Annotated in this window: 24 protein-coding genes; 15 read left to right on the top strand and 9 right to left on the bottom strand. The window is 48.4% G+C overall.

Features of this window, described 5'->3' with window-relative positions:
* The first annotated feature begins 17 nt into the window (after positions 1–17).
* The gene (locus tag AWQ23_RS15505; protein ID WP_065711910.1) at positions 18–611 is read left to right on the top strand and encodes an exopolysaccharide biosynthesis protein; all 594 of its coding nucleotides are present in this window, start codon (positions 18–20) and stop codon (positions 609–611) included.
* A 20-nt stretch (positions 612–631) separates the two neighbouring features.
* Here the strand turns inward: AWQ23_RS15505 and AWQ23_RS15500 are convergent, their stop codons facing one another.
* Positions 632–3,556, bottom strand: a complete 2,925-nt coding sequence (locus tag AWQ23_RS15500; RefSeq protein ID WP_083500765.1) for a cation-transporting P-type ATPase — start codon at positions 3,554–3,556, stop codon at positions 632–634.
* 293 nt (positions 3,557–3,849) lie between these two features.
* Between AWQ23_RS15500 and AWQ23_RS15495 the strand changes: the two genes are divergently transcribed.
* The 4 genes from AWQ23_RS15495 to AWQ23_RS15480 all read left to right on the top strand — a co-directional run bounded on the left by AWQ23_RS15495 (position 3,850) and on the right by AWQ23_RS15480 (position 9,063).
* Positions 3,850–4,482 (top strand): hypothetical protein, encoded by a 633-nt coding sequence (locus AWQ23_RS15495; RefSeq protein WP_062437107.1) that lies wholly within the window; start codon positions 3,850–3,852, stop codon positions 4,480–4,482.
* An 899-nt stretch (positions 4,483–5,381) separates the two neighbouring features.
* Entirely contained in the window at positions 5,382–5,666 is a 285-nt protein-coding gene (locus AWQ23_RS15490) for a DUF427 domain-containing protein (protein ID WP_062437105.1), read from the top strand.
* A 75-nt stretch (positions 5,667–5,741) separates the two neighbouring features.
* On the top strand, positions 5,742–8,498 hold the full coding sequence (locus AWQ23_RS15485) for an NACHT domain-containing protein (protein ID WP_062437103.1): 2,757 nt from the start codon (positions 5,742–5,744) through the stop codon (positions 8,496–8,498).
* 10 nt (positions 8,499–8,508) lie between these two features.
* The gene (locus AWQ23_RS15480; protein WP_062437102.1) at positions 8,509–9,063 is read left to right on the top strand and encodes a 2'-5' RNA ligase family protein; all 555 of its coding nucleotides are present in this window, start codon (positions 8,509–8,511) and stop codon (positions 9,061–9,063) included.
* Here the strand turns inward: AWQ23_RS15480 and AWQ23_RS15475 are convergent.
* The 4 genes from AWQ23_RS15475 to AWQ23_RS15460 all read right to left on the bottom strand — a co-directional run bounded on the left by AWQ23_RS15475 (position 9,060) and on the right by AWQ23_RS15460 (position 11,471).
* Entirely contained in the window at positions 9,060–9,635 is a 576-nt protein-coding gene (locus AWQ23_RS15475) for a nucleoside deaminase (protein ID WP_062437100.1), read from the bottom strand. The genes AWQ23_RS15480 and AWQ23_RS15475 overlap by 4 nt on opposite strands.
* Positions 9,636–9,734: 99 nt before the next feature.
* Complete coding sequence (locus tag AWQ23_RS15470; RefSeq protein WP_062437098.1) at positions 9,735–10,490, bottom strand: ParB/RepB/Spo0J family partition protein; 756 nt, start codon at positions 10,488–10,490, stop codon at positions 9,735–9,737.
* Positions 10,490–11,077, bottom strand: coding sequence for a ParA family protein (locus AWQ23_RS15465; RefSeq protein WP_030008008.1), 588 nt, complete (start codon positions 11,075–11,077; stop codon positions 10,490–10,492). The genes AWQ23_RS15470 and AWQ23_RS15465 overlap by 1 nt, the downstream gene beginning before the upstream one ends.
* 91 nt (positions 11,078–11,168) lie before the next feature.
* Positions 11,169–11,471, bottom strand: a complete 303-nt coding sequence (locus AWQ23_RS15460; protein ID WP_062437096.1) for an HNH endonuclease — start codon at positions 11,469–11,471, stop codon at positions 11,169–11,171.
* 160 nt (positions 11,472–11,631) lie between these two features.
* Here AWQ23_RS15460 and AWQ23_RS15455 point away from each other — a divergent pair, with 160 nt between their 5' ends.
* Positions 11,632–12,624, top strand: a complete 993-nt coding sequence (locus AWQ23_RS15455; protein WP_062437095.1) for a 2-hydroxyacid dehydrogenase — start codon at positions 11,632–11,634, stop codon at positions 12,622–12,624.
* A gap of 19 nt (positions 12,625–12,643) precedes the next feature.
* On the opposite strand, the gene AWQ23_RS15450 is transcribed toward AWQ23_RS15455, so the two are convergent.
* Together AWQ23_RS15450 and AWQ23_RS15445 are read right to left on the bottom strand one after the other, a co-directional pair.
* Complete coding sequence (locus AWQ23_RS15450) at positions 12,644–13,327, bottom strand: TVP38/TMEM64 family protein (RefSeq protein ID WP_254047970.1); 684 nt, start codon at positions 13,325–13,327, stop codon at positions 12,644–12,646.
* A 207-nt stretch (positions 13,328–13,534) separates the two neighbouring features.
* Positions 13,535–13,930 carry a hypothetical protein gene (locus tag AWQ23_RS15445; RefSeq protein ID WP_062437093.1) on the bottom strand — a complete coding sequence of 132 codons (396 nt, stop codon included), beginning with the start codon at positions 13,928–13,930 and terminating at the stop codon, positions 13,535–13,537.
* A 21-nt stretch (positions 13,931–13,951) separates the two neighbouring features.
* Here AWQ23_RS15445 and AWQ23_RS16270 point away from each other — a divergent pair, with 21 nt between their 5' ends.
* The 9 genes from AWQ23_RS16270 (at position 13,952) to AWQ23_RS15400 (ending at position 24,194) form a co-directional block, all read left to right on the top strand.
* The gene (locus AWQ23_RS16270; protein ID WP_198158739.1) at positions 13,952–14,248 is read left to right on the top strand and encodes a hypothetical protein; all 297 of its coding nucleotides are present in this window, start codon (positions 13,952–13,954) and stop codon (positions 14,246–14,248) included.
* 251 nt (positions 14,249–14,499) lie between these two features.
* Positions 14,500–15,105 carry a cupin gene (locus AWQ23_RS15435; protein ID WP_062437091.1) on the top strand — a complete coding sequence of 202 codons (606 nt, stop codon included), beginning with the start codon at positions 14,500–14,502 and terminating at the stop codon, positions 15,103–15,105.
* Positions 15,106–15,126: 21 nt separating this feature from the next.
* Positions 15,127–16,635, top strand: a complete 1,509-nt coding sequence (locus AWQ23_RS15430) for a cell wall metabolism sensor histidine kinase WalK (protein ID WP_232309027.1) — start codon at positions 15,127–15,129, stop codon at positions 16,633–16,635.
* A 105-nt stretch (positions 16,636–16,740) separates the two neighbouring features.
* Entirely contained in the window at positions 16,741–17,412 is a 672-nt protein-coding gene (locus AWQ23_RS15425) for a response regulator transcription factor (RefSeq protein WP_012305635.1), read from the top strand.
* 411 nt (positions 17,413–17,823) lie between these two features.
* The gene (locus tag AWQ23_RS15420) at positions 17,824–18,753 is read left to right on the top strand and encodes a hypothetical protein (protein ID WP_083500764.1); all 930 of its coding nucleotides are present in this window, start codon (positions 17,824–17,826) and stop codon (positions 18,751–18,753) included.
* 128 nt (positions 18,754–18,881) lie between these two features.
* Positions 18,882–19,376 (top strand): DUF427 domain-containing protein, encoded by a 495-nt coding sequence (locus AWQ23_RS15415; protein ID WP_062437088.1) that lies wholly within the window; start codon positions 18,882–18,884, stop codon positions 19,374–19,376.
* Between the two features lie 49 nt (positions 19,377–19,425).
* Positions 19,426–20,718: an ergothioneine biosynthesis protein EgtB gene (gene egtB, locus AWQ23_RS15410; RefSeq protein ID WP_232309026.1), complete on the top strand. Its 1,293-nt coding sequence runs from the start codon at positions 19,426–19,428 to the stop codon at positions 20,716–20,718.
* A 47-nt stretch (positions 20,719–20,765) separates the two neighbouring features.
* Positions 20,766–21,734, top strand: coding sequence for an L-histidine N(alpha)-methyltransferase (egtD, locus tag AWQ23_RS15405; RefSeq protein WP_062437085.1), 969 nt, complete (start codon positions 20,766–20,768; stop codon positions 21,732–21,734).
* Positions 21,735–22,097: 363 nt separating this feature from the next.
* A complete protein-coding gene (locus AWQ23_RS15400; RefSeq protein ID WP_062437083.1) occupies positions 22,098–24,194 on the top strand; it encodes a diguanylate cyclase domain-containing protein in 2,097 nt (698 codons plus the stop codon).
* A gap of 17 nt (positions 24,195–24,211) precedes the next feature.
* On the opposite strand, the gene AWQ23_RS15395 is transcribed toward AWQ23_RS15400, so the two are convergent.
* Both AWQ23_RS15395 and AWQ23_RS15390 read right to left on the bottom strand, forming a co-directional pair.
* Positions 24,212–25,135: a F0F1 ATP synthase subunit gamma gene (locus AWQ23_RS15395; protein ID WP_062437081.1), complete on the bottom strand. Its 924-nt coding sequence runs from the start codon at positions 25,133–25,135 to the stop codon at positions 24,212–24,214.
* 3 nt (positions 25,136–25,138) lie between these two features.
* Positions 25,139–26,677, bottom strand: a complete 1,539-nt coding sequence (locus tag AWQ23_RS15390) for an alternate F1F0 ATPase, F1 subunit alpha (RefSeq protein ID WP_157072261.1) — start codon at positions 26,675–26,677, stop codon at positions 25,139–25,141.
* Positions 26,678–26,695 lie beyond the last annotated feature (18 nt).

Genomic DNA, 26,695 nt, shown 5'->3' with positions numbered 1-26,695 from the left:
TGGCTCGCCCAGTCAGCATGAAAAAACTTTCTGAAAAACTACACCACTATTTTTTTGAGGAGGAACGTCCGGAGAAGGTGAGCCTAGCCAATGTTTTTGCCCTCACTGAGGAAAGATTATTTGGTTTTCCCCTGGCGCTCATTGCTTTTTTGAGTATTTTTGCAATTCCTGGCACCTCCTTTATTTTTGGCATGGCGATGCTGTCGATCACCCTGCAACTATGTCTGGGGCAGTCTAAACCTTGGGTGCCCCGCAAAGTTCTCCAAACGTCCTTTTCCCTACCGCAAATTCAGCGGTTTATGGGTTATTTGATTCCCTGGTTAAAAAGGGTCGAGAAAATCACAAAACCCCGTCTGACACCCATTTGTCACAGTCTGCCGGGACGAATTATTTTGGGAATTGTTTTGTCGGCCATGGCCCTATTGGTGGTTTTGCCGATTCCGGGGGCGAATACGGTGCCGGCGATCGCCATTTTTTTTGCGGCCCTCGGCCTCCAGGAAGATGATGGGGTTTTAAGCTTGCTCGGCATGGCGATCGCCTTAATTTTTATTGGGGTCATCATTGGCCTAATGTGGACGGGGAGTAATATTTTTCAAGTCATTTTTCGATAAAATTGCACCCGGCATCAGCGTCAACGCGGGGCGAAAAAACGTTTCCACAGTTCATCAAAACCCAAAATCAAGGGCGGACAAGTAATCAACACCAGCCACTGCCACGGATCGAGGGGGGCGGTCTGGAAAATATTCTGAAAAAACGCACTTTTGGTAATCATAATCACCAACATCCACTCAGTAGCAATACCTACCCAAATTAATGGATTGGAAAAAAATCCCAGGCGAAAAATCGAGATATTTTCAGAACGACAGGCAAACACATTTCCATCTTGGCAAGCGACAATCACGGCAAGGGTCATGGTAGTAGCTTGGGCATAGATGGCAGTGGTAGCCGCATCAGCGCTGTGCTGCAAAAGGTTAGGGGTAATGGCCTGGAGCTCCGCCAGACTATAGCCATGGCCCCACCAGACAATAAAAAAGCCCACCATACCTAAAGCCGCTTCAATGAGACCCAAAAAACAGTAGGCGCGCACAAGGAGCGATCGCCCCAGGAGATTTTGGGATTTCTTACGGGGGGGTTGGGTCATAATGCCCACTTCTGCTGCTTCGGTGCCCAATGCCAAAGCCGGGATCATATCCGTGCCCAAATCCACCGCTAAAATTTGCATAATGACCAAAGCTGGGGGAATTTTGAGGGCCACCATCAACAGAAAAGGCACCACCTCCGCGACATTAGAAGCCAAGATATAGGTGATAAATTTGCGGATATTTTGGTAAACGGCGCGGCCCTGTTCTACAGCGCTAATGATCGTCGCAAAGTTGTCATCGGTAAGGACGATATCCGCCGCTTCCCTGGCGACATCGGTACCATTTAACCCCATAGCAATGCCAATGTGGGCCGCCCGTAAAGCCGGAGCATCATTCACCCCATCCCCCGTCACTGCCACCACTTCCCCAATGTCTTTATAGGCTTGCACCAGGCGCAATTTTTGTTCGGGAGACATCCGCGCAAACACGAGGCCCGAACGATATTTCAGGATTTGCCGCAGTTGAGCATCAGACAGATGGCCCATGCCTTCTCCGGTGACGACCCGGACTTGCTGATTAACAATGCCAATTTGTTGGGCGATCGCCTGGGCCGTGAGGCCATAGTCCCCCGTCACCATCGTCACCTTAATGCCAGCGGTATGACATTGGGCGATCGCCTGCTTCACCTCCGGCCGGGGCGGATCAAACATCGCAATCAAACCAATAAAAATCAAATCCCGCTCAAGATCCTGGGCGCGCAGATTAACCAAATCCCGTTGTCCTCGTCGCGCCGCCACCCCCAACACCCGAAACCCCTGGGCTGCAAGGCGATCATTGGCTTGTACCACTTCTTCCCACTGTTCATGGCCCAAAGTTTGGATCGCCCCATTGCGCAACACCGCCTGACAATGGCGCAACACCTCCAGCGGTGCCCCTTTTGTAAAGGCCATACAGGGCAGTTCGCTCTGCCAAATATCTGACTCCTGCCAATCTAAGACCACAGTCATCAGTCGCCGGCGAGAATCAAAGGGAATCTCCCGTAACCGGGGATATTGTTGTTGTAAGTGTTCAATATTTAAGCCGGCCTTAACCGCGACAACAATCAGCGCAGCTTCGGTGGGATCGCCAATTTCCTGCCAGCGGCTCGGTGTGTCGAGGTGGACGAGCTGGGCATTAGAACAAAGGGCAGCCCCCGTCAATAGCAGGTCAATTTTCCAGCGGGCGGTGAAGTCTCCGGCTAAATTCACGGTGCCCGATCCAGGGTCATAACCGGCACCAGTGACTTCAATTAAAAAGGGTTGAATTTCTCCGGGTTGGCCGTGATTAGGGGTTTGTAAAGGCGGTTGAACAGGCAATTCTGCTTCGGTTAACCAGGGCAACCAGAGGTAATGGACGGTCATTTCATTTTTCGTGAGGGTGCCCGTTTTATCCGTGCAGATCACCGTGGTGGCGCTGAGGGTTTCCACCGCAGAAAGACGGCGAACAAGGGCATTTTTGCGCACCATCCGCCGGACACCCATGGCAAGGGCGAGGGTAACAGTCGGCAGCAATCCTTCTGGCACCAGAGCAACGATAATGCCAATGGCAAAGACGAAACTTTCCCGCAGTTCCATCCCCACTAAAAATTCCGTCAACAGAAAAACAATCACGCCCATCGTCAAGGCGATCGCCGTAATAACGCGGACAATCTTACCCACCTGAATTTCGAGGCTACTGGGTTCCCGTTTCACATTGGTTGTTAGATGGGCCACATGACCAAATTCTGTTTGGGCACCGGTGCCATAAACCACCGCCACCCCCCGCCCCGACGAAACTGTCGCCCCCGCCAAGAGTAAATTGGCAATTTCTGCAGGATTTGTTTTTTCTCGGGTGGGTTGTTCTCCCCGGCGGAGGGGCTGGCCATCACGCACGGACGCCGTTTCTCGCACCCGTACCGGATAGGCATTCCGCGCCACAGGCAATGATTCCCCCGTCATCACCGAAAGATCAAGATATAAACTTTCCGAAGCGACCAACCGTGCATCCGCAGAAAGGCGATCGCCTTCTTCCAGTTGCATCACATCCCCCGGTACCAGTTCCACCGCCGGAATCGATTGGAGCGCACCATCTCGGTACACTTTCACCTGTGCGGGCAACACCTTTTTCAAAGCTGCTAGGGATTTTTCTGCCTGGAATTCCTGCCAAAAGCTAAAAATGCCATTCACCCAGATCACGGCCCAAATCGCCCAACCCAATTCCGGCGTCCCCGACACAAACGCCAAAATTCCCGCCACCCAGAGTAACAGGGCCATAAAGTGAGTGACTTGATCTAAAAAACGCAACCATAGGGGCCGTTGGGGTGGTTCCGGTAGCGCATTTGGCCCAAATTTTTCTAAACGTTGCTGCGCTACTTGGGCCGATAAACCACCAGGCCGGGATTCCAAAACAGCATAAACATCTTCCGGAGCAAATGTCCAAATATGACTTGGTTCCATCACAGCGATCCACCAGGACAAACAATTAATTTGATGCTGTCACAACCCACGCTAAAACAAACATCTCTTCTGATAAGCGTCAACGATTCTTTACATCATTATTTGCTTGCATGACTTATTTACACCACCGCATTGATGTCGGCTCTTTAGGGAAATTTAATGGAAAAAATTGGCTAGAATTAAAGTAATATCTCACAGGATATCTTAACTAAATCCAGAGAGAGCGACTAATAGAAAAATTAGACTCACAATTTAGTCTAGGTTTGCTACCTTAATATTTACTTCTATGGCCCATGTTGATAACTTTAATTAAAAATAGTGCGGCGATCGCGTTTGTAATTTTAGGTTCCATAGCCGTTATTCCTGGGGCAAGTTCCCAAATTAGTGCTACTCCCTTATTACAAGCCGAAGATTTCCAGGGTTTGGTTTATTACCAAGACCCAAATACGAGGGGAATGCCCATTAATCGCCCTGGTATTTTCATCGGTCTGCCCCAGCAAGGGAGCAATCAAGGGGGTTGGTTGTTGGATATTCCGAGTAATGACGTGTTCGCGCCAAGTTCTTTGGGTGTCAATATTTTTCAATTTGAGCAGAAATATTTTTTATTCTTTGATTCAATCTCTAATTTTGATGATGGCAGAGCTTACAATCGAATCTTAGATGCCATAGAAATTCCCGCTGAGGCAGTTCTATTGCGTTGTTCAGAAAGTCTGAATGAAACATCAGAAACCATTGCGTTTTTAAATGCAGAAGAAAGGGCAATTGTTGAAGCGCAATCTCCCAGTGCAATGGATGGAATTCTCGCTGAATTGCAAAACCCAACGATGCTTTATTCAGTTGATTCTCGCCGTTTGTCCATTGAGGCTATTCCTGGGGAGGATTTTACGTGTAGAAGTTTTTCTCTTATCTATACAACTCTTGAATAATTGACTCCTTTCTTTGATCTAAAAAGACTTCTTCATTCTAAACATTAAAAAATTTTTTCTAGAAATTTAAACCAAAACTCCCCTCAATCTCCGGTAGCTTGGGGCCTTTCAGCATCACTGTAGCTACTTTGAAGGCGATCGTCACCCTAAAAAACAGCATTATCATAAGTTTTGCTTATATTTTTCCTCGGAATACTAAGGCTGAACCTGTTTACATTTCATTGAATAATAGCTATACTAAGTCTTAAGTCCATAGTTTAAATGCTATTGTCAAACTTATATCACCAACCCTAAAGGCAAAGTTCTATGGGGTTTTGCCTTTTCCCTCAAAATGCCCTTGTCCTCTAACGTCCCAGTCAATTACAGCATTACAAAAAGAAACTATGTACCAATACAAGCATTCTGATTTTTTGGTTATTGCGACCCTTGACTGAATGCCCGACTACGCCCCCGATGCTCGCCACAGTTACCTGACCCATGACAACCGGGTGTCGTCCATAGTTTTTTACAAGTTTCCTCCATCAAGCTATATTCGTCCCGATCTAGGCAATTGGGGCGAATTTTTTTGCGCTTAAGGCAGAATCCAGAGGCAAATAATAGCAGTTAATCTATTTTATTGCGTGGATTCTTTGCATTGTGTCAACCTAAAATATAGTGTTTAATTTTATAAATTCCAATAATATTGTGACTGTTCATTTCATTTTTTGAATTGGTCACTAAGCTGACTATCCTTAGAATAATTTCTGACAGAATTAATCCTGATTAAAGCTTGGCGATCAGGCCCACAATTCAAAGCAGCTTGTAAGACTAAGTTGACTTAGTTTTCACCACAGCAGATAGGCAGGTGCGTTAAACTCTAAACGTAATAATTTTATGGCAAAAATTAGGAGATTATATCGATGGCCCAGGCAATTTGGAATGGTGCAGTGGTGGCAGAAAGCGATCGCTGTGAAGTGGTAGAAGGCAACTATTATTTTCCCCCCGATGCCATTAAAACAGAGTATTTTAAGCCGAGTAACACCCACACCACTTGTTCTTGGAAGGGTCAGGCCAGCTATTACACCTTGTCCGTAGCCGGAGAAGAAAATAAGGATGCGGCTTGGTATTACCCAGAACCCAAGGAGAAAGCCGCAAATATTAAAGGTTATGTGGCGTTTTGGCGCGGCGTCAAAGTCGAGTCTTAGGATTTGAAGGGTTAAGGCGATCGCCAATGAGTTGTGGTTGTTTTGGTTGGTGATCCTTATGGGACACTAGAGGGTATGCCAAAGCAAAGTTACGGAAAAATTCCCCAGGGGCGATCGCAAACGCTACTGTTTGGCTTGCTTGATTTCGCGAATGATGCCCTCGATGCAGATAAACGCCAACTAGACCGACTACGGGCGACGATAAAAGTCCATTGGCAATCGCCCAGACGACTGGTGGTGCAGACAAAATTGCGCTATTTGCAAACTTTAACGGCACTCACTACTACGCCTTTAACCGTACCCCAATTGAAAACGGCCCTCAAGGATTTAGAAAGTTTTTTGGGGATTTTAGAGGATCACCGCATGACGATCCGGGGGTCTGATACTTGGCATTTTTCCTTAAATTTCTGGGGCGATCGCTGGGCACGGGCAGAAAATATACAACAGTTTAATCACACTTGGGCCGCGCGTCGCTTGGGGATATCCGAGAAGAAGCAAAATAATTTTCAGGAGAATTCTCAAACGGATCATGACCCAACTCACCCGGACTGGCAAAGCCTGTGTCGGCAAGCGCTGGATACCCACTTAACCAGTAATCCCCTAACGGCGGGGGATGGCATGGCCTTTGAATTAGCGGATTTGTACGTGCCCTTGGGGGTGACTGCCACCCATGCAGAGGAAGATTCTCCCAGCGATGATCCCCAGGATTTTTTGGCGCAATATCGCCATCTCTCCCATAATCGACTGGCGATCATTGGGGAGCCAGGGGCCGGAAAAACGACTTTTTTGCAACAGTTGGCCCTGGCTTTGTCGGCAACCGAAGATCTTCCTGTTTGGATCCCCCTGGCCGATGTGGGGGGGCGATCGCTAGAGAATTATTTGCTTGAAGTTTGGCTAAAGCAGCTTTTTAAGCAATTTACCATCGCGCCAAAAATCCAAACTGCATTTGCTGAACTGATTCAAAACAAACGGGTCTGGTTATTTTTAGATGCCCTTGATGAAATGGGGGACAATCTTAGCCAAGCGTCATTCAAACTCGACCGGGAACTCCAGGGCTGGTTAGGCAATGCTTCCGTCGTTTTAAGTTGTCGCAGTGCGGTGTGGGACACAGGGAAAAATGCCCTTACTGATTTTGTGGTCCACCGTTGTCAGGGCTTTAGTGATGATGCCCAGCGCCAACAAGTGCAATGCTTTATCCAAAAATGGTTTCAAGGACAACCTCAACTCGGCGATCGCCTCTATGGTGAACTAAATCGCAGTATCCACAGTCGCATCCGTGGGGTTGCGCGCCAGCCGCTGTATTTGACCTTACTGTGTCGCACCTGGCAGCTCACCCAAGGCAAATTGCCGGGGACAAAAGCCATTTTGTATCGCCAGTTTGTGGAGGCTTTCTATGACTGGAAACAAGATACTTTTCCCACAACCCAGACCCAACGCCAGCAACTCAATCAGATTTTAGGGCAGTGCGCTCTCAAGGTGCTTCAAAAAAATCCCGCAAAAGCTCGGTTTCGTCAGGCTGAAATTCAACCGTTTTTCGATGCCGTTGATCCTGATTTTTTTACCCTCGCGCTCCAATTGGGATGGTTAAAGCGGGTCAGTCGCTCTGCAACAACGGGGGAAAATGTCTACGCTTTCCATCATTTAACGTTTCAAGAATACTTTGCGGCAACGGCGATCGCCCACTGGGAGATTTTTATCGACGAAGGCGGCGAATATCCGATATTTTCGTTGGGTTGGCAGGAAACGATTTTGCTATGGCTGGGACGCGAAGAAATTGCCGCAGGCGAAAAAGAAAATTTTCTGCAAGCGCTTTTGCACTGGCAAGACCATTGTGGTGGTTTCTACGAAGTACGCGCCACCTGTTTTGTTGGCAAAGCTTTAGCCGAATTCCCGGAATTTTCCCAAGGGCAAGCAGTGATCGATCAACTGGTGCAATGGCGCTTTGTCACCGCCCAGAGGCAACCCAAGTTACCATCGCCCCTAGTTGAAGAGGCAGGCATTGCGCTCTCCAGAAGCGATCGCCAGCAGGTGGTGACTACCCTCGAACAATTTTTAGCGACCCATCCCGATGCCTTTGACCGTTGGTTAGCAGCCCATAGCCTCGGCAAAAACCATGATTTCGGCAATCCAACGGCGATCGCCAACCTCGAAGATCTGCTGACGGAAACCGCAGATCCGAATTTTCAACTTAATCTCTGCCGTAGTTTAGGGGCCATCGTTCCCGATAATGCCCTAGTCATTGCCAGTCTTACCCGCCTGCTGGCAGCGGATCAAAAAGCAACTATCCGCCGTAAAGCCGCCCTGCGTCTCGGTAAACTCCAGCCCTATCATCCCCAGGCGATCGCCACCCTCCAGGAAATTTGTCCGGATCATCCTTTCGTGCAAACAGATACTGTTAGTCAAACTCTGCCCACCCGACGGCGCACCGCAAAGCGGATCTCGGAGAGATCGCCCCAGCCAAAATCGTCCCGTGAGCAGGCCCTGGCTAGCCAAAGTCTCTTAAAAAAATTGAGTCTAGAAACCAACCTTGATCAACGCACAAGGCTAGTTGCCCGTCTCAGTGGTTATCTGCCTAACCACCCGGATCTAATTCCCAATCTGCTCACAGCTCTCCGTCAGGCCCGCCGCAAAAGTACCCTCAAGTTGGCCGTTGATACCCTCAGTCAATTAATTGAGACGGAACAATTCCCCCTCGTTTTGCCCCAGGTGAAACACATTTATCAGACGGTCACCCCCAATTCTCCCAATCGGCGCTACTGTTATAAATTGCTCTGGGACTGGTCAAAAACTTTGCCTTACGAAGCCTTTCAACGGGCTTGGTCATCTTGTTAAATTTATCTCTATGGCCCAATCGTTATTTTTCGTCGCGTTGTTGTTACCGCCCGACCTAGGGGCGATCGCCTCTGGTTGGCAACATTATTGTGTTGAGCGATTCCAAACCAAAAAGGCCCTCAATTCACCGCCCCACATCACCCTGCAACCGCCCTTTAAGTTTCCGGTCGAAGACATCGATCACCTTGAAAATTTTCTCCAAACCTTTGCCCAGAGCCAAATTAGTTTCTCAATTCAGTTGACGGGTTTTAATTGCTTTGCGCCGCGCGTGATTTATATCGATGTCCAACTGACTCCCCAACTCCAAGACTGCCAATCCCAATTAAAAACGGCCTTTGGGACACAATTAAACATTCAGGATCAACGCTACGGCGATCGCCCTTTTTGTCCCCATGTGACCATCGCTTTTAAAGATTTAAGCCGTACTAATTTTGACCGGGCCTGGGCCTTTTTTCGGGAGCGTTCTCTAAACCATTGTTTTACCGCTGGGGGTTTGAGTTTGCTACAACACAATGGCCGCCATTGGCAAGTTCGGGCAAATTTTCCGTTTCATACCCTGGCCTAGGCATTATAAATTGGCCCCTGTTGCGCTTGATAAAACTGCAAGACCCCCTGGGCAAAAGCCAGCTCCACTTCTGTTTTCACGATAATGCCGCGCTGTTCGAGGGCCGTTTGCCAATTTGGGGGTTTTGGCCCTTCGTCGAAACCAATGGCCTCCGCATCAACGCCCCTAGCTCCGCTGACTACGCGCTTTAAGCCAGACCAATGGATTCCCCCCAGACACATCGCACAGGGTTCGGTACTGGTAACCAACTCCAGGGCAGGCAAATTTGCAGTGCTGAGATTGTATTGGTTAAATTTGCGTTGGGCGATCGCCATTGCCACCATCTCCGCGTGGAGCAACGATAAATTTTCGCTAGTCACGAGGTTCACCCCTAGGGCGATCAGTTCCCCGGTTTCGATGTTAAAAATCCCGGCCCCGAAAGGCCCCCCTGTTTTTTGAATAATATTTTCCCGGGCGGCACCCACCACAAAGCGCATTTTTTGGCGATCGCCTGGGGTCGGTTGATATTGGCTGCTGTATGCCTGCAACCATTGGGGCAAACGAAAACAAATTTCTGGCGGTTGATGATACATCGCGTTTTTTACTCCATGTCTTGGGTTAATTCCATTGGGTCTTCGGAAAGTTAGAAAAAAAAGGTAGGTGCGCACCTACCTTTTAGAAACATACCTTTTTTAAGAATTCGACGGTGGTAGTTTGCGCAGTTCTCCAAGGAGTTTTTTCAATTGCCCTCGGATTGGCCCCAGGGTTGGATCCTCACTGTCTGCCAGTTGTTTTGACCATTTCTCGACGGTGGCGATCGCCGACTCCGGCGAAAAGGTAGGTGTACGCCTACCTTTTGGGGCAGAATCATTTAAAATGCGCTGAATCCGATCCTCAGAAAGCCGAAAAACCTTAGCCAGTTCCCGTTTCAAGGATTTTTCTCCCGTCTTGGGTCGGCCCCGTAAGCGTTTATAACCAGCAGTTTCTAGCTTTTTTGCCGCCTCCCGAATCTCCGTGACCGTAAAATTTTTCCGTTGGGTATTTTCTTCGATTTCAATTTGCAGGGCATCCACAGCATCCGCCGCCGCGTCAATATCCACCACCCGCACCGGAATTCCTTCGGGAAATAAACTCGCATATTGATCGGGGTGGGCTAGTTTAATTTGATAAAGGGCCTCCCGACGATGTCCCCCAGCTAGCAGATGACCATGGCGATCCACCGTCAAAGGAGTAATTAAACCCAGCACCAGAATCGAATCGACCAATTCCTGGACGTGTTTATCATTGAGGGGACGGGCATCTCCCCCCGGACGATCCAAAATATCCTCAAACAACAGGAGCTTTAGATTTTGGTTAACTTCATTTTCATAGGCTTTTTCGGCGGTGAATTCTGCCGTCGCCCGTTGGTTGAGTCGATCAAGATTCAGGGTCGCTTTTTTACGGGCCATTAGTTTAGGTACTCCTGGAGCCACAACCAATAATTTTTAATTTCCGTTGCTGCTTTGCCGTCCGGATTCCATTCTGTAACAGCACGCCCCTCGGCAACAGAAGCAGGAAAATCGGCACGACTGCGAATCAATGGCCCGACAGGGTAGTAGACGGCGAGCCCCTCGATCAATTCCGTCAAATTGGCCTGGGGATGGGCTTGGTTAATGCAAAAAACCGCTTGAGCTTGGGCTGCCCGGATCGCCGCGAGGGTCGCTCCAAGGGCATCGAGTTCGAGTTGGCCAGGTCGTAACACCACCACACAGAGATCGGCAATTTGGGCAATTTCAATTAAACTCGCTTCGGCACTGGGTTGGGTATCCACAAACAGCCAATCGGTCTGACAACGCTTGAGGGAAACTTGGACGCGACCTGCGGGGACGGTATGGACTAACGGCGGATCATCGGCGCGGCGATCGCCCCAATCGGCACAACTCGCCTGGGGGTCGGTATCAATGATCGTGGCTGGCCCAGCCACCACAGCCAAATTCATCGTTAATGTGGACTTGCCGACGCCCCCTTTTCGACTAACAATCGCAATTTTTTTCATAGACATTTCCCACAGACCACATCAAATTACAGCAATTGATCTAGCTGAAAGTTTAACCCACTTCCCCCCAGACCCAGAAGACCGCAGGTGATTAAGCGTCCCCGAACAAACTCAACTGACCAAGGGGGAGGGAGCCATAACGGCGTTGGTGTTGGCGTAAATGACAGGCCGAGCAAAGGGCGATGAGATTTTCCCGACGATTGTCTTCGGGGATGTAATTTTTGTGGTGAACGCTTAAGGTTAAAACAGCCCGCAGGTGACGATCAATGCCTTTGACCTTCACATCCGACGGAATACACACCAGGCCACAGAGTTCACAGCGCCAGTCGGCATCCTCTTTTACTTGTAAGGCGATCGCCTGCCAATCATCAGAATATCGAGAAGAATGTTTCATCTAAACCTAGCGCCGCAAGATAATCCTGAAATCGCTACAGTATTAAAAAATTCTGGCCAACATCACAGCCAATACCGTCTGTTTTGTGACCTATTTCGTGATTCTAACCCTAATTATTAAGAAATCACCAAAAAAACCATCTCCATTACCCCAAAGCACCATGAAAATCGCCTTCTTTAGCAGCAAACCCTACGATCAAGTCTCCTTTAACAACACCAACCAACGTTTTCACCACGAACTGGTCTTCCTCGAACCACGGCTTACCCCCGATACCGTTAGCCTCGCCGCTGGTTTTCCGGCCATTTGTGCATTTATCAACGACGACCTAGGAGAAGCTGTCCTCAAACAACTCGCCCACAACGGCACCCAATACATTGCCCTACGCTGTGCCGGGTTTAACAATATCAACCTTGAGGTCGCCCGGAAATTAGGCTTGAGCGTTGTCCGTGTTCCCGCCTACTCTCCCTATGCCGTAGCCGAACATGCCGTGGGACTGATTTTGATGCTCAACCGCAAACTCTATCGCGCCTACAACCGTGTCCGGGACGATAATTTTGCCCTTAATGGCCTCCTGGGTTTCGATCTCCACGGTAAAACAGTCGGGATTATTGGCACCGGAAAAATTGGCGAATGCTTTGCGAAAATTATGCAAGGGTTTGGCTGTCGTTTGCTGGCTTACGATCCCCAAGAAAATTCTGTCTGTTTAGATTTGGGCGTCCAATACACGAATTTACCAGATCTGTTCACCCAAGCCGATGTGATTTCCATCCACTGTCCCTTAGTGCCCGACACCTATCACCTGATTAACACCACCTCCCTCGCCCAGATCAAACCCGGTGCCATGCTGATTAATACGAGTCGGGGTGGCTTAATTGATACCAAGGCCGTTATCGAGGCGTTGAAAACAGGTCAGTTGGGTTATTTTGGCACCGATGTCTACGAAGAGGAAGAAAATCTCTTTTTTGAAGATCTATCGGATACGGTGATTCAAGATGATACGTTTCAGTTATTACAATCCTTTCCGAATGTGGTGATTACCGCCCACCAAGCCTTTTTCACCCAGGAAGCCTTGGGAAATATTGCAACGACGACCTTAGATAATTTACAGGCACTGGAGAAAGGCAAAGCTTGCACGAATCAGTTATGTCCCTAGAAGCTGCGCCAAGAATAGCTCACTTCAAATCAGTCACGGTTTTGTTTAGGGCTTGCCTGGCGATTTTGGTGACATAGACAGTCACAGCAACAGTAGCCACAAAACCAAGAATCCGGATCGACCACTGGGCAATGGGGTTAGCGCTGGTGCTTTCTGTGCCGAGGGTCGCAAGATTTCCGGCCAGGGAGCCAATGTAGACATACATGATGGTGCCAGGGATCATCCCCACGGAGCCGAGGACATAGTCTTTTAGGGAAACACCCGTGACCCCATAGGCATAGTTAAGGAGATTAAAGGGAAATACAGGTGAGAGGCGCGTCAGGAGAACAATCTTCAGGCCTTCCTTGCCCACAGCTTCGTCGATGGCACGAAATTTCGGGTTGTCGGCGATTTTTTGGCTCACCCATTGGCGGGCCAGATAACGACCCACTAGGAAAGCAGCGATCGCCCCTAGGGTTGCGCCAACAAAGACGTAAATTGACCCTAAAGCGACACCAAAAACAACCCCGGCTCCCAAGGTCAGAATCGACCCCGGCAGAAAAGCCACCGTCGCCACCACATAGAGCACCATAAAGGCGATCGCCCCTAGGGCACCCAGACTATCAATCCATTGCAAGCCCTGGAGTAACCAAGCCTGGGGATCAAATCCTGTGCCAAAAATCCCCTGAACAAAGGTTGATGTTGAACTGGCCGCCGTCGCCATGCCCGCGAAAAATGTTGAGAGTGCAACCACTTCTAAAAGCATACTTACCCCGAATGCACCCAAGGCTAAACCCGTAAAGCTTGTCCAACAAGGTAATTTTTTTGGTTGCCGTCGATGCCTAATTTTTTGATTGGTGTCACCCTTTAAGTTAGCAGGTTTCATCAAATTCCCCTCAAGTTAATCATTCTTTTTATCCGGCGATCGCCTCTAATCCACCGTCCAGAGGGTATCTGCATCCCGCAACAAGAACAGCGTAAAACAAGCCGCTAGCATCGGTAAGGCCGCGAAGAAGAGGAGGTTATTAAAAGGATCAAGATATTGCCGAAAGGAAGCAAAAGTTGACCCGGCATGGAGCAGCAACACCAAAAAATAACACCGATTTTTTTGGAACCCCGTCACGAAACCCAACACAATGGCCAGTTGCACAATACCGATGAGAAAAATCACCCCGTTACTGAGGCCAGAAATCAGATAAAAATTCTCGAAAACGGCCCTGGCATGATCTGGGTTAAAAAATTTATCCAACGTCCAGACAAACATCACAATAAAAATACTGAGCCGTAACAGCAATAACGACAACGCAAGACGCGACACCTGTTTCATAATTTTTTTCGTAAACTCATAATGTTTTCAGCAGCGATCGCCAGCAAATATTTTTATTCCGCTTCATTGGCCTTCGCGGCACAGGGATTTGCCTTAGAAGCGCAAGGATTTTCTTTTGCCGCACAAGGATTGGTTTTAGAAGCACAGGGGTTTTCCTTCGCCGCACAAGGGTTTGCTTTAGAGGCACAGGGATCGGCTGTTTCTGTTTTACTCGCACAGGGATTTTTAAACAGTCCAGCGCAAGGGTTTTTGACACCGGAACAGCCGGCGATCGCCCCCAGACTCAACAGAGAGATTGATACGAGGGTGGCAGCATAGCGAATTTTCATGGTCATTCTCCTGAAATTAATTAGATTGCTGAGTTAAAACCAAAGCTTTGCCGTGGTTCTTGAGCTTGATTAAATCGGCTAAACATGAGGCACAGATGAGGGGAAACTAGAGAAAACTTAAAAATATTGAGCAATACAATATCGAGCAATCTTCAGGAAAAATTCAGACTGCCATCAGTGATCGCTCAGGCAAAAATGTCATTGTAGAAAAACAAGCCGTCCCATCTTTTGCATGAATTTATGGCCCCACAAACTTGGTTTATTGATCGCGGCGGCACCCAGGAGCTTTGGCCAGCCGCTGAGTCCCCGACATCGAAAACACAACCCTATCGGCTTTACCGTTTCCTGACAGATTTGGAAGATCTGCTAAACCGTGAGCCAGGCGATCGCCAACGTTTACAGGCCCTATACCCTTTAGTGCAGCGTTTGTTGCAGAGTTCAGAATGGCTGCAACTGATCCCCATTGCGCCAGATCCAAAAACAGGTTGGGCTGTGGAAATTTTGTATGACGAGCCAGATTTTCCACTCACAGTGCAGCTTGTGGCCTGGGAACCACAGCGGGTCTCGCCGATCCATAACCATGGGTGTTGGGGCTTGGTCGCTCTATTGCAAGGCCAGGAAGAAAATCAATTTTGGCGGCGATCGCCTGAAGATTCGACCCAGTTAGTGGAGGCTGGGAGCTTAGTATTAAATCCTGGGGATTTGGTTTGTTTAATGCCAGACGCAATCCATCGGGTGAAAGCATTGGGCGCGACGCCAACCATTAGCTTTAATGTGTATGGAGAAACTGACTATGATCAGCGCTTTGAATTTAATCTCGACCAGGGCAGGGCAACAAATTTTTAATCTTTTTCCCGGTAGTAAGCAATGGGGCTAAAAAAACTAAAAAAGGCGATCGCCAAACGCTTGAAATTAAATCATTGGCATTTTTCGACGAGTTCCCTGCAATTTCGCCTCACTTTTGAGCTGGCTGGTTTATCGATCTGTGGCCTCGGCATCGTTGCCATTTGGGCGGGCTGGCAGATGGAGCAAAACCTCGTGGCAGCCCACAAACAAACCCTAGATTACATTGCCTCGCGATTTCCGGAGCAGTTAGAACTGTATAGCGAAATGGAACCCGTGGAAACAAGTCTGGTACGAACTCTCCAGCGGGTGACGACTGCTGATGTTATGGCTTGGGTGAAAGATCCTGACGGTCAACTGGTGACCCAATCAACGGCGACGGCTGATTTTGTCGCCCAAGTGCCCGATCTGATGACCTTTGAGCAAGGGGCAATGCCACCCCAAATTGTGCGTGTGGGCGATCGCCAAATTGTCCTTTGCATTAGTCCCCTAGCGATCGCGGGGGAACCCGTAGGCCAACTGTATTTATCCCAGGACATCACCGCCGATCTGCAAAAACTCTATGTCAGTTTGTGGCGGCTGCGCCTGGTCAGTGGAGCAACGCTTATTTTATTAATCGCCGCGATCATACACCGCATTCAAAAAGTCACCCAACCCCTCGCCCAAATGAGTAACATGGCCCAGGCGATTTCTGCGGATGATCTCCAAGGGGCAAAGTTAGAACTCCAGCAAGCGCCCGATGAAATTTTAGGTTTGGCCCAGGTATTTAACGAAATGTTGTCCCGGTTATCGAGTGCCTGGGACAACCAACGGCAATTTGTCGGCAATGTTTCCCACGAACTCCGTACTCCCCTGACGATTATCGAAGGTTATCTCCAGAGTCTCCTACGTCGCGAGGATAGCCTTAGTGAATATCAACAACAGGCGATCGCCACCGCTGCCACCGAAACAACCCACACCATTCAAATGCTCCAAGATTTGTTGGATTTGGCCAGGGCCGACGGAGGCCATTTACATTTCCGCACCCAGCCCGTCATGCTCAATACATTTCTCGAAGAAGTCAGCGCCATGGGTCAACAGATCAACCAACGCCCCATTCACCTCAAAACGCCCCCAGAAGATGTGGTGATTCGCGCCGATCAAGACCGACTGCAACAGGTGATGTTAAATCTAATTGATAATGCCCTAAAGTATTCTGCCCCTGACCAGGCCATTGAAATTTGCCTCGAAACCGCTTCACCAATGGCCCTAATCCACATCATTGATCAGGGTATTGGCATTGCCTTAGCCCACCAAGCTCGCATTTTTGAACGATTTTATCGGGTGGATGAAACCATGACCCGCTCCCGGGATGGCACGGGTTTAGGTTTGGCGATCGCCAAAAGTCTCATCGAAGGCATGGGTGGTAAAATTAGCCTCCGTTCCCAGCCCCACCAAGGCAGTTGCTTTACCCTAAAGCTTCCCCTGTGGGATATTCAGTCCGTCTCCACAAGCCACAACTCTGAGCAGGATGGACTACGCCGTCATGGTTAAACCCCAAGCATTTCTCCTTTACAAAGACGTTGATCATTGAGTTTTCTGCAAATATGCACCACCACATCTTTATTAATTTCCCTTACCGACGACTACCCACTGACCATGAAACCCCATATTTTACTGGCCGAAGATGACCAAAACCTCGCTCAATTCGTTGCCTCCGAATTACGCCTAGAAGGTTATTTGATCACCGTTGCCCACAACGGCATCGATAGTCTAAATTTAATCCGAGAAAATACCTATGATCTATTGATTTTCGATTGGCTCATGCCGGGCTTGTCGGGGCTAGATCTCTGCTTGCGACTCCGCTCTAGTGGCATCGAAACGCCGATTCTTCTGTTGACCGCAAAAGATGAAATTTCTGATCGGGTTTCTGGGTTAAACGCTGGGGCCGATGATTATGTCACAAAGCCCTTTAGCATTGAAGAACTACTGGCCCGTGTCAATGCCCATCTCCGCCGCGCCCGCCGGGAAGTCGTTGACCAATTAGAATTTGAGGATCTTTCTCTCAATGGCATTACCCGCGAAGTTTACCGCGATCGCCAACTGATCCAACTCACCGCCAAGGAATTTGATTTGTTAGAGTTACTCCTGCGCCACCCACGGCAAGTCCTAACCCGCGAGCAGATCCTCGAAAAAGTTTGGGGCTATGACTTTATGGGAGAATCCAACGTGATTGAAGTCTACATTCGGGCTTTACGGCTGAAGCTCGAAGCAACCAATCCGAAGCGATTGATCCATACGGTACGCAGTGTGGGCTATGTCTTAAAATAAATTTCAAAGCAATTTTGAGCACATGAAACTAAAGTGAAATAAAGCTTATTTAGTTGTCGCTATTTTTCTCGCTAAAATAGTTTTTATTTAGACAAAGTTTTAGTGAATTCAAACCGCAAATTATCACAAATTTTTCTTGATTTTATTCTAATTATTTCACAGTCGCCAAGAGAGATCAACAGATTTAATTTACAACTAACAAGATATTCAAAAAAGATTTAATAATAGCTTTTATCGCAACCATCTCAACCCAAAGATAAACTATTCAGACAGTAAATCCAGTAAAAGTTGTGTAGTCACCATCGTAACCAGAGACTTTCTAAGGGTTTTCTTAGGATTAATTTTTGTTGAGGTAAGTCTCTCTTGATCTGAGAAACAAATAGATTAGAAAAAAGTTAAACTCTCTGGATTATGACGTTCAAAAAATTTGTTGCCACAGCCCTAATAGCAAGCGGTATGCTGGTGTCCTTGAGCAGTTGCGGTACTAATGAAGACAGTAACACCGAGAATACACCACAAGTTGAAACTTCAGAAGTCGAAGTGACAGAAGAAACAACAGCGATCGCCCCTGGCATGACTCCCTTCGATTTCCCGACAGTGGGCATCACAGCCGAAGCCGGCGACTATGTACTGACCCCCACAAACAGGATGTGGACAAATGCCATAACCTCAGAAAACCCGGCGAACGAAACCTACATTTACTATTCTGCACAGATGTCCGCACCAGGAGAAGTTGAATCAGATATTGACTCAACCTTTGACGGGATTGTCACAATGCCGAACGCGATGATTATCCCCATCCCAAAAGGGCAAACAGCGCAAAAAGGCGACATCGTCCTGACCTGGTGGCAAACTGGCTCCGGGATGCAACGCGCAATCGTTGTGGATGATGCAAACCCCCAAGAACCCGTGGTTATGTATTTGGATTTGGCGTATGACAATCCGGCAACAGACCAAGACAGCGGTAAATCTATCGGTGCAACGAAATATCCACTTGCGCCTGATTCCTTCGTAAAGATTACCGACCCTTGGCAAGAAGGCAATATGATTGCGGCCAATGATGGCGAAAGATGGAATTCTGTGCAAATTGTCAAAGTTGCGGGCGAAAAAGTCTTGACCCTGGGTTTTGCGGGCAGAATGAAGGTTTATGACAAAGCAGATTGTAAACCAGTGCCGCTCGTCCCCGATGTAGAGGCAGGGGATACAGTGCAAGCGGTTTTTGGGGCTTCATTTGGCGAATACACCGTGGCAAGAGTGGACAGAGAAATCGGTCGTGTCTTCGTAGAACAGTCTGGCTCCGAAAAGGCAATTCCCTATGGACAAGTTACCCCAAGCTTATAGTGGCGCATTGAAATTTTAGACAGCATCTCTCGGAAAACCTCTCAGACTTGAATTTCCAGGCCAAAACAGCACACACTAGAAGGCGATCGCCTTTGGCGGAATAATTCTTCGAGAGGAAAGATGTTTTCATGCGCCCAATTCCAATTCAGCCTGAACCCCACCAAGAATCCGTCTGGGACTATCCCCGTCCCGCCCGCCTAGAAGACACGGCGAAACATCTCATCGTTATCTGTAATCAGATCACCATTGCTGAGACCACTAAGGGAAAACGGGTACTCGAAACCAGCCATCCACCAAGCTATTATTTTCCCGCCGCCGCCGTCCAATGCCAGTACCTCGTGCCCAACCGCCAACGGGGAATCTGTGAATGGAAAGGCCGCTACGAATACTACGATGTGGTGGTGGGCGATCGCCGTCTTGAAGCTGCTGCCTGGCGATTTTTTCAACCGACCCCAGCCTTCCAAGACATTGAAAATTTCTATGGCTTTAGTGCCAAGGGAATGGATGCCTGCTACGTTAATGGAGAAAAAGTCACTCCCCAAGCGGGTAATTTTTATGGCGGTTGGATTACTGCTGATATTGTCGGCCCCTTTAAAGGAGAAGTGGGCACATGGGGTTGGTAAACGCCTCTTCTAAAATTACTTTTACTTTACCCGCATGATCACATCGCCCATGTTTGCTTCACTCCTTGAAAACTATCAAAAAACGCGATCGCTCACCCTTAAACTGGCCGAGCCCCTCGCTCCAGAAGATCAGGTTGTTCAGCCTGTGCCCTACGTGAGCCCCCCTAAATGGCACCTCGCCCATACCACCTGGTTCTTTGAAACTTTTGTCCTCCAAAAAAACCTTAAAGATTACCAAGCTCATCATCCCCAATATGCTTATCTTTTCAATAGTTACTATGAACAGGCTGGAGAAAGATGGGGGCGATCGCAACGGGGTTTTTTATCACGGCCAACAGTCGCTGAAATTATCGAATACCGTCATGCTGTTGATCAATCTCTCGAAACATTATTACTAGATATCGAAGCATTTGATTTATCCGAACAAGAACAAATCTACGAAACAATTACCCTCGGTATCCACCACGAACAGCAACACCAAGAACTATTGTTATACGACTTAAAATATATTCTCGGTCATAATCCCTTGTTTCCGGCCTATGTAACCAAATCTCCTTTGGAGACCCAACAAACACCCCATACACCAACATCAACTCCACCACAACATTATTTAGAAATTCCTGAAGGTATCTATAAAATTGGCCATCAAGGTGACTCATTTTATTTTGATAATGAACGGGGCAGACATCAAGTTTTTTTGCATCAGTACCGCATCCTCGACCGTCTAATTACTTGCGGTGAATACCGAGAATTTATCGAATCTAGCGGCTATCAAAATCCCCAATATTGGCTCATGGAAGGTTGGGAATGGATCCAGACAGAAAACCTCACAGCTCCCCTATATTGGCACTTGGATCAAAGCCCAGAGCAGCAAGGCTGGTGCCACTACACATTGCATGGTTATGAAGCCCTCGATTGGGACGCTCCCGTCACCCACATTAGTTTCTACGAAGCGGATGCCTTTGCCCGGTGGGCCGGAAAACGTCTACCCACTGAATTTGAGTGGGAAGTGGCTTGCAATTTATCCGAACCTGAGATTCCTCAAACTGCTAATTTTTTGAATTCCCAGCAACTGCATCCCCAACCACGAACACAACACAGTCAACAATTTTATGGGGATGTTTGGGAATGGACGAGTAGTCCCTATTGCCCCTATCCATACTATGAAATTCCGGCAGGTGCCCTAGGGGAATATAACGGTAAATTCATGGTGAATCAGATGGTACTCCGGGGTGGCTCCTGTGCGACTTTAAGGGAGCATATTCGACCGACATACCGTAACTTTTTTCATCCACAAATGCGTTGGCAATTTTCAGGCTTACGCCTTGCGGAATATTGTTAAGCCAAAGACATCTTGTCGTTTTTCTATTTTTATTAATTCACAATGTTATGCCTAGTCAAAATTTAGTCCTTGATTCCTTCGCTTTAGATATTCACCGGGGCTTGTCTCACTACCCTAAAAGTTTACCTTGCAAGTATTTTTATGATGCCCAAGGTGATGCTTTATTTCAGCAAATTATGACCTTAGATGAATATTATTTAACCCGCTGTGAGCGGGAAATTTTTTTAACCCAAAAGCAACATATCCTAGACTTATTTTATGGCGATCGCCAACCGTTTACCCTGGTAGAATTAGGTGCTGGGGATGGTTCAAAAACCAAGATTTTACTTGATTACTTTCTAAGTCAAGCTGTTGATTTTATCTATGCCCCCGTCGATATTTCTGAAAATATTCTGACTCATTTAACAGAGACCATTCAGGCTGATTTACCCAATCTAACCATCGCCCCAATTCAAGGAGATTATTTTCATACCGATTTTCTGGATCATGATTTAAGTCGGCGCAAGATTTTATTATTCTTAGGTTCAACCATTGGTAATCTTTCAGACCAAGAAACCGCTGATTTTCTGCAAAATATTACCCGCAATCTTGATCCAGGCGACTTGATCATGTTGGGTTTTGATCTGATGAAAGATCCCCAAATTATCCTCAAAGCTTATGACGATAGCCAGGGAGTGACCCGTGCTTTTAACCTCAATTTACTCGAACGAATTAATCGAGAACTAGAGGGTGATTTTCAACTGGATCATTTTCAACATTGCCCCATTTATCATCCCCTCACCGGCGAGGCGCAAAGTTATCTCGTTAGTACCTGTACCCAAACCGTTACTCTCAATAAACTGTCCCAGAGTTATATTTTTGAAGCATGGGAAGCGATTCACATGGAAACCTCCCGAAAATATTCCTGCAAGCAGATTAAAGCACTGGCGGAGCAGCATCACTTTCGGGTACTACATACTTTTTCAGATCAACAAAAATATTATGTAAATTCCGTTTGGCAGAAATTAGCAGATTAATTTAGTCATGCAAAATTTAAGATTTTGCATACTTCTCATGGGACAAAATTTACTGAGATTTTTTTACATTGATTATCAATTGAGAAGACATTTTTAATGGTAATCATTTCCACGACATTATTGGAAACTTAGTTCACTACGGTGATTCCCACAGAAATTCTTCAGGGAATTTTAAGACTAGGTCTTTTGGCGATCGCCTCGATATTTTTCTAGCAACAATCAATCCGATGCAGGCCAGAGCAAACAGAAAAATGAACACTTAGCTATCCAGTAAGCCATATAATTAATGTCTGTTAGCGTTGCTTTCGTTTTGGCATTGATTTTAAAAGTTCCATTCCACGGCACAGGGAGACCTTTTTCAGGGTGAAGGCTCGAACAAAATTATTATGGCGCAGTGTTGCTCTGACATTAGCCTATGCAGGGATCGGCCTCAGCACAAGTTATCTCGCCCAGGGTTTAAGTCTATCTTTTCCCTTCTGGCCTGCGGCGGGCTTGGCGATCGCCATTGTTTTGGCCCATGGATACCGTTACCTACCGGCGATCGCTCTGGGGTCTGTACTGGTCGATGGAGTTTTAAGCGATTGGCATCTGCCTTTAGCGCTGACTTTGGCGGCTGGATCGACTTTGCAAATAGCCCTCGCAGCTTGGTGTGGCCGTCGCATCTCTGGGGTTACTCCCGCCCTGCGTCATCCCAAAGAAATTTTGCCTTTCTTGATTGTGATGGGGCCAGTTTGTAGTCTCTTGGGCAGTAGTGTGGGGGCCTACGCTCAATATTTTTTTGGGGAAATCACCGCTAGCCAAATTCCTTTTTCTGCCTTTACCTGGTGGGCTGGCGATGTTTTGGGGATCATTGTGTTTACCCCAGCAACTTTGATGTTTCTCCCCACGATGCAGTATCAGTGGCAGGGACGTCGCACAAAGGTACTTTTTCCGTCTCTCCTGTTGATGATCATGGCGGCGATCGCCTACGACCAAATTTACGCCTTTGAAACACAACGGATTCGCCTAGAGTTACAAGAATGTGCCCAAAATATGGCGCACCAATTTGAGAAAAATCTAACCCGCCACACCGAAGCCCTCCAAGGTGTTGAAAGTTTTATCCTCTCTAGCGAAACCGTTACAGCCAGCGAATTTCGCACCTTTACCCGCCACAGTTTAGAGAACTTGCCTGGTTTATCTGCCCTCTCTTGGAATCCATTTGTCCTTGATACAGAACGCCAAGCCTTCGAGACCCAGCAACGGCTCGATCCCTTGATACCAGACGATTTTCAAATTACCGAACGGCTCCCCAATGGCGAACTAATTCCGGCTCAAAAACGGCCTTCCTACGTGGTCGTGCAGTTTATCGAACCCTTTAATGAAAAACATCGAATCGTCCAAGGCTTTGATATTCAATCGGATCCCCAACGGGCAGCGGCAGTTATCAACAGCATGGAAACCGACCAAGCCTATGCCACAGAACCCCTGACCTTGCTCCAAGACACCAATGGACAACGGAGTATCCTCGTGCTGCTACCGGTCAATTCACAAGGAGAATCGGTGCGAGGATTTGCGGTGGGTGTTTACCGCTTGGACAATCTCTTGGCGGAAGTTTTTTCAGTCGGCACCTGCGCCCAGCAACAAAATTTACGGGTGGCCTTGCTCTACACTACGGAATCGGGTCAGACCCTTAATCTTGACCAGTTAGATCCACCCAATCCAACGGCGCACCGCAAAGCGGATCTCGGAGAGATCGCCGCCACCGAAACCGAGCCCATTACTGTACCCATTCGTTACTGGGGGCGCACTTGGCAACTCCAAATTCAGCCCACCGAAGCTTTAATTTGGGCTAAAAAATCCTACACACCTCAGTTGGTCTTAACCATTGCCCTTATTTTGTTATTGTTCAACGAATCTTTCCTGTTATTGGTCACCGCCGAGGAATTGGCCGAGCGTCGCCAAGCAGTCATCAATAGCTACCAGGCCAGCCATGATCCGTTGACGGATTTGTTAAATCGGCGGGCCTTTTTTGCCACCTTAGAACAAGCCCGGAGTGAAGCAAATTCTGGTTTAGCCAGCCATGTATTGCTGTTTTGCGACCTGGATCATTTCAAGCCCGTCAATGACACCGTCGGTCACAATGCTGGCGATGTCCTCCTGCGGGATATTGCCCATTTACTTGCCCAACAGGTCCGCGCTGAAGACCAAGTTGCCCGGGTGGGAGGCGATGAATTTGCCCTGTTATTGCGGAATTGCACCCTAGAAAATGGTCTTTCCATTGCAGAGGCAATAGTCAGCGTTCTTAAAAACTATACGTTTACCTGGCAACAAGAAATCTTTCAGATCACAATCAGCATTGGTTTAATTTTGCTCACGTCAGAATCGGCTCCTTTGCCTTCCGTGGATGATTTGATGGCCCAGGCGGATCAGGCTTGTTACCGCGCCAAACGCAGTGGACGTAATCAAGTTTGTGTGGGTTAGATGTTTGGGTGTTGTTACTAACGGGTACGGTTGGGGTTGAGGGCTTCAAACCCAGAAACGATGTCTAAGAGTTCTTCGGTAATGGAATTTTGTCGTTGCTGACGATAGTTGGCCTGGAGATCGCCCAGTCGCTCTTCGATATTTTTTTCGGCCGCTTGCATGGATGCAAGGCGAGCTGCATTTTCACTGGCGAGGGATTCTACGGCGGCACGGTACAGGCTTAAGAAAAGGTATTGGCGGACAACACCCGCAAAGGTTGGTGCCCAGGGGCCATTGAGGAGGGGGAAGGCGGTGGATTGCCAGGGGCGATCGCCCATTTCCCGGAGCCATTGACGGTCTAGGGGTAATAGTTGTCGGGTGACGGGCTGGCAAAGGGTCTTGGATTGGGATTGATGATAGATCAAGAGAATCTGGCGAACGGGTGATGTTTCGGCCTCGAAATACCATTGATCAATCAAGCCTAGGAGGTTTTGGATCAAGCGGGGCGTTCCTGCGAGGGAATTGGGCAGTCGAAAGGTTGTGTGGTGGGGGTGGTTTAAGGACTGTAAATAGGGCAAAAGGCGATCGCCGACGGTAGCCAACGCATAATCAGCAGTTGTCAGGTGCCGTTGTTGGCAAGCTTGGCGGGCATAGGTAGCAAGCTGTTCATTAAATTGACCACACAGACCGTGGTCAGAACCAAACAAAATCAACCCCACTTTTCCCTGTGGGGAATTGCTAACCAGAGGCAACGGCTGATCAAGATCTGTTTCTGCAAAGCGCCGATTTTGGAGCAGGGCTTGAAAACCCAGGTCGAGGCTGTGGTTGTAATCCTGGAGAGCCGTGCGGGCCTGTTCATATTGCCGAATGCTAACCATGGCCAAGGCTTTCATGGTACGAACAACGGCCCGGAGATCTTCAATACTGTTAATGGTGTTGCGCAGAGATTCGAGGGTGTGCATCGTTTAGGTTTTGATGGCGGCTTGGAGGGTTTCTAAAAGGAGGGTTTGATCGGCCTCAGTGAGGGGATGGGAATACTGGATGCGCTCCACAAGGTCGGGTAATTCCTGGGCGATCGCCTGGGCTAATTTTTGTTCTACCGTTGAGATTTCTTCTAGGGCCACATGGTCTAATAAACCTTGGGTGACGGCGATCAAAATGGCAATTTGAGCTGCCGCCGTCAGGGGTTGACTTTGATTTTGTTTGAGCACCTCCCGGATGCGTTTCCCCCGTTGGAGGGTTTGTTTAGTTTGTTCATCCAGTTGCGTCCCAAACCGGGCAAATACTTCGACCTCTTGGAATTGGGCATAGGCGAGGCGCAACGCTCCAGAAACAGCTTGGTAGGCGGCTAGTTGGGTTTTCCCGCCGACCCGGGACACGGATTTACCCACATCTACCGCTGGGAAAATACTCTTTTGGAACAGCTCCGGTGAGAGATAAATTTGGCCGTCGGTAATGGAAATTAAATTGGTTGGGATATAGGCCGAGAGGTTTTGGGCTTGGGTTTCGATAATCGGCAAAGCGGTCAGGGAGCCGCCCCCCAAAGCTTCCGCCAGGTGGGTTGCCCGTTCCAAAAGCCGCGAATGGAGGTAAAAAATGTCCCCAGGATACGCCTCGCGCCCCGGTGGCCGTCGCAGCAAAAGGGAGAGTTCACGGTAGGTGCGGGCGTGGTGGGTCAAGTCATCGTAAACGATCAACACATCGCGCCCCTGTTCCATAAAATATTCCGCCATCGTCGTCGCGCCATAGGGGGTAATGTATTGCAATCCAAGGGGATCCTGGCCCGCCGCCACAATCACGATGGTGTAGTCCATGGCCCCCTGTTCCCGGAGGGTCGCAATCACCTTGGCGATCGCCGCTGACCGTTGACCGATGGCACAGTAAAGACAAATCACATCCTGGTCTTTTTGGTTGAGGATCGTATCGATGGCGATGGTGGTTTTTCCTGTTTGGCGATCGCCAATGATCAGTTCCCGCTGCCCCCGACCAATGGGAATCAGGGCATCCACCACCTTCAGCCCTGTCTGCAAAGGCACCGTTACCGGGGCGCGGTCCAAAATTGCGGCGGCTTCTCGTTCGACGGGTTTCCATTCCACTGCCTTGAGAGCCCCCCGACCATCCAAAGGCTCTCCCAGGACGGTCAACACCCGCCCCAGCAACATTTCTCCCACAGGCACATCCATCACCCTTTCGGTGCGATAGACCTCATCCCCTGCCTGGAGGGCGTGGCTATCTCCTAGCAAAATTACGCCCACCTCATCGGGATCAAGATTAAAGGCGATCCCCAGCAGCGGTTCACCCCCAGCACTGGAGCGCGAAAAATAAACCAATTCATCGGCTTGGACGTTGGGCAATCCCTTCACTCTAGCGATGCCGGGCCGGACAGATTCCACAACCCCCGTTTCCCGGAATATCAGTTGGGCCGGAAAGGTTGCCAAAGTTTGCTGAATTTGTTGTAAGGCTTCTGTATAGGTGCCTTGGAGAGATTGGGCCAGGGGTTCCATGGTGAGCAGTGGGTCAAA

The sequence above is a fragment of the Picosynechococcus sp. PCC 73109 genome, from assembly GCF_001521855.1.
GTDB lineage: Bacteria > Cyanobacteriota > Cyanobacteriia > Cyanobacteriales > MRBY01 > MRBY01.
Note: the sequence above shows the minus strand (reverse complement) of the source record. Positions and strands in the feature narration are given on the sequence as shown.

Excerpts from the sequence above, each read along its gene's own strand:
- AWQ23_RS15505 (WP_065711910.1), top strand. The coding sequence starts at position 18 with ATGAAAAAACTTTCTGAAAAACTACACCACTATTTTTTTGAGGAGGAA.
- AWQ23_RS15500 (WP_083500765.1), bottom strand. The coding sequence starts at position 3,556 with ATGGAACCAAGTCATATTTGGACATTTGCTCCGGAAGATGTTTATGCT.
- AWQ23_RS15495 (WP_062437107.1), top strand. The coding sequence starts at position 3,850 with ATGTTGATAACTTTAATTAAAAATAGTGCGGCGATCGCGTTTGTAATT.
- AWQ23_RS15490 (WP_062437105.1), top strand. The coding sequence starts at position 5,382 with ATGGCCCAGGCAATTTGGAATGGTGCAGTGGTGGCAGAAAGCGATCGC.
- AWQ23_RS15485 (WP_062437103.1), top strand. The coding sequence starts at position 5,742 with ATGCCAAAGCAAAGTTACGGAAAAATTCCCCAGGGGCGATCGCAAACG.
- AWQ23_RS15480 (WP_062437102.1), top strand. The coding sequence starts at position 8,509 with ATGGCCCAATCGTTATTTTTCGTCGCGTTGTTGTTACCGCCCGACCTA.
- AWQ23_RS15475 (WP_062437100.1), bottom strand. The coding sequence starts at position 9,635 with ATGTATCATCAACCGCCAGAAATTTGTTTTCGTTTGCCCCAATGGTTG.
- AWQ23_RS15470 (WP_062437098.1), bottom strand. The coding sequence starts at position 10,490 with ATGGCCCGTAAAAAAGCGACCCTGAATCTTGATCGACTCAACCAACGG.
- AWQ23_RS15465 (WP_030008008.1), bottom strand. The coding sequence starts at position 11,077 with ATGAAAAAAATTGCGATTGTTAGTCGAAAAGGGGGCGTCGGCAAGTCC.
- AWQ23_RS15460 (WP_062437096.1), bottom strand. The coding sequence starts at position 11,471 with ATGAAACATTCTTCTCGATATTCTGATGATTGGCAGGCGATCGCCTTA.
- AWQ23_RS15455 (WP_062437095.1), top strand. The coding sequence starts at position 11,632 with ATGAAAATCGCCTTCTTTAGCAGCAAACCCTACGATCAAGTCTCCTTT.
- AWQ23_RS15450 (WP_254047970.1), bottom strand. The coding sequence starts at position 13,327 with ATGGCGACGGCGGCCAGTTCAACATCAACCTTTGTTCAGGGGATTTTT.
- AWQ23_RS15445 (WP_062437093.1), bottom strand. The coding sequence starts at position 13,930 with ATGAAACAGGTGTCGCGTCTTGCGTTGTCGTTATTGCTGTTACGGCTC.
- AWQ23_RS16270 (WP_198158739.1), top strand. The coding sequence starts at position 13,952 with ATGTTTTCAGCAGCGATCGCCAGCAAATATTTTTATTCCGCTTCATTG.
- AWQ23_RS15435 (WP_062437091.1), top strand. The coding sequence starts at position 14,500 with ATGGCCCCACAAACTTGGTTTATTGATCGCGGCGGCACCCAGGAGCTT.
- AWQ23_RS15430 (WP_232309027.1), top strand. The coding sequence starts at position 15,127 with ATGGGGCTAAAAAAACTAAAAAAGGCGATCGCCAAACGCTTGAAATTA.
- AWQ23_RS15425 (WP_012305635.1), top strand. The coding sequence starts at position 16,741 with ATGAAACCCCATATTTTACTGGCCGAAGATGACCAAAACCTCGCTCAA.
- AWQ23_RS15420 (WP_083500764.1), top strand. The coding sequence starts at position 17,824 with ATGACGTTCAAAAAATTTGTTGCCACAGCCCTAATAGCAAGCGGTATG.
- AWQ23_RS15415 (WP_062437088.1), top strand. The coding sequence starts at position 18,882 with ATGCGCCCAATTCCAATTCAGCCTGAACCCCACCAAGAATCCGTCTGG.
- egtB (WP_232309026.1), top strand. The coding sequence starts at position 19,426 with ATGTTTGCTTCACTCCTTGAAAACTATCAAAAAACGCGATCGCTCACC.
- egtD (WP_062437085.1), top strand. The coding sequence starts at position 20,766 with ATGCCTAGTCAAAATTTAGTCCTTGATTCCTTCGCTTTAGATATTCAC.
- AWQ23_RS15395 (WP_062437081.1), bottom strand. The coding sequence starts at position 25,135 with ATGCACACCCTCGAATCTCTGCGCAACACCATTAACAGTATTGAAGAT.
- AWQ23_RS15390 (WP_157072261.1), bottom strand. The coding sequence starts at position 26,677 with ATGGAACCCCTGGCCCAATCTCTCCAAGGCACCTATACAGAAGCCTTA.